A 1,960-nucleotide genomic window follows, 5' to 3' on the forward strand; every position below is an offset into this window, starting at 1 on the left:
TTGGTTTAAAGCATGTAAGAGCAGGCAGTCCACATATTAGTTATAAGCAATTAGAACATATTAAAGATTACTTTATATCTAAAGATAATATAAAAGATGCCATTGGCATTGTAGCAAATGCTTTATTAAATCAAAGATGGAAAGCATTGTGGGGAGAAATGCCAATAGCTGTGGCTGGTGATTCAACTCAGTTTACTGCTTATTTCCAAAATCTAATTTCAGAATATCATAATCGCTATGGCGGTAGAGGAGTTATGATTTATTGGCATGTTGAGAAAAATGCTTGTTGTATTAACTCTCAACTCAAAAGTGTTTCTAACTCTGAAGTATCTGCAATGATTGAAGGAGTTCTTAAGCATTGTACAGAGATGTCTGTTGAGAAAAGTTATGTAGACACTCATGGTCAAAGTGAGGTAGGCTTTGCATTCTCGCATTTGCTAGGATTTAATCTAATGCCAAGACTAGCGAATCTAAGTAAACAAAAACTCTCAAGATGTGAAATTGCTGATTACAATAAATATTCTAATATCCAAGATATAATGACCGATACTATAAACTGGGATCTTATAAAAGAACAGTATAGTGAGATGGTTAAGTATACAATAGCCATGAAAGAAAACTATGCTGATCCAGAAGCCATACTGAGAAGGTTTAATCGTAATAATTTAAAGCATCCAACATATTTAGCGCTATCTCAATTGGGTAAAGTAATTAAAACCATTTTTATATGCAAATATCTAATAGATGAAAAAATTAGACAAGAGATTCATGAAGGGCTTAATGTTGTAGAGCTTTGGAATGGTGTCAGTAAATTTATTTTTTATGGGCGTTCAGGAGAAATATCTTCAAATAGACAGAAGAATCAAGAAATATCAGTACTTTCATTACATTTGCTTCAGTTAAGCATGGTATATATTAATACCTTAATGATTCAGCAAATTATAAAAGAAAACAACCTAATGGATAAGCTTACTAAAGAGGATAAAAGAGCCATTACTCCTTTAATATATGAGCATGTCAACCCATATGGTTTGTTTCCATTGGATATGAATGAATGTCTACCTGACTTAGACTATCAGGAGGCTGCATAATGGATAATATATCAGCTAAAAAGATGGCCAAAAAAATAAGTAAGATTATTAAGCCTCAAAATCCTAATTATGATTACATAAGAGACGTATTTAGATTTGTTAGACAAGAGCTAAATGTTCCTGTAACTACGACAACTAAAAAACTTCCGTATGTACCTACAGAAGATGAAGTTAGAAAGTTCTATAAAGCAGTGTGGAATTCTGAAGATATTAAATATGTACTTATTGTAAAAACACTTTTATATACTGGTATTAGAGTAAGTGAACTTATTAATATAACTCTTAATGATGTAAATCTTACAGAGTGCCAGATTAAGGTAAATAATGGTAAAGGTAAAAAAGATAGAGTTGTACCTTTTCCTATCAATTTTAAAGAAGCTTTAGCTATACATATAAGGCAATCCAGAAAGGGAAATAGAGAATACCTATATGAATCAGGATTTAGAAGAAATTATACTGATAGAGGCGTGAGAAAGATTTTGGCGAGATATACTAAAGAAGCAGGTATTGAGAGATCAATATCGCCTCATAGACTAAGACATTTTTTATTTACTTGGCTTAAAAAACAAAATATAGATGATGCTCTTATTCAGCCATACTCAGGTCATGAAAAAAGAGATTCTTTAGAAATATATTCGAAACTCAGCATTACTGAAGCACAGGAAAAATATAATGAAGTTATTAGTAAATTTCCTGTCTAAAAATCAATTTGGCGTCAGAGCGCAAGTTCCGGAGGTAAAGGCCATTTAGTAGCACATGCTCTTTCCCAAAGTTCTAGAGCGCTGTTGCCATCTATAATATCTGCTAATTTAGCAATTTGTTCGCGGGCTCCAGAATCATAAACACTAACATGATCACCTCGCCACCAA

The 1,960-nt window shown here is 32.4% G+C and carries 2 protein-coding genes; both read left to right on the forward strand.

The window, feature by feature from the left end; translation table 11 throughout:
* Nucleotides 1–1,091: Tn3 family transposase (locus F3D59_RS09845; protein ID WP_150464767.1), on the forward strand; the 1,091-nt coding region annotated here is incomplete at its 5' end.
* Nucleotides 1,091–1,792: a tyrosine-type recombinase/integrase gene (locus F3D59_RS09850; RefSeq protein ID WP_150464768.1), complete on the forward strand. Its 702-nt coding sequence runs from the start codon at nucleotides 1,091–1,093 to the stop codon at nucleotides 1,790–1,792. The genes F3D59_RS09845 and F3D59_RS09850, both read left to right, overlap by 1 nt.
* Nucleotides 1,793–1,960 lie beyond the last annotated feature (168 nt).

This window comes from Francisella sp. XLW-1 (assembly GCF_008711455.1).
GTDB classification, from domain to species: domain Bacteria; phylum Pseudomonadota; class Gammaproteobacteria; order Francisellales; family Francisellaceae; genus Francisella; species Francisella salimarina.

Excerpts from the sequence above, each read along its gene's own strand:
- F3D59_RS09850 (WP_150464768.1), top strand. The coding sequence starts at position 1,091 with ATGGATAATATATCAGCTAAAAAGATGGCCAAAAAAATAAGTAAGATT.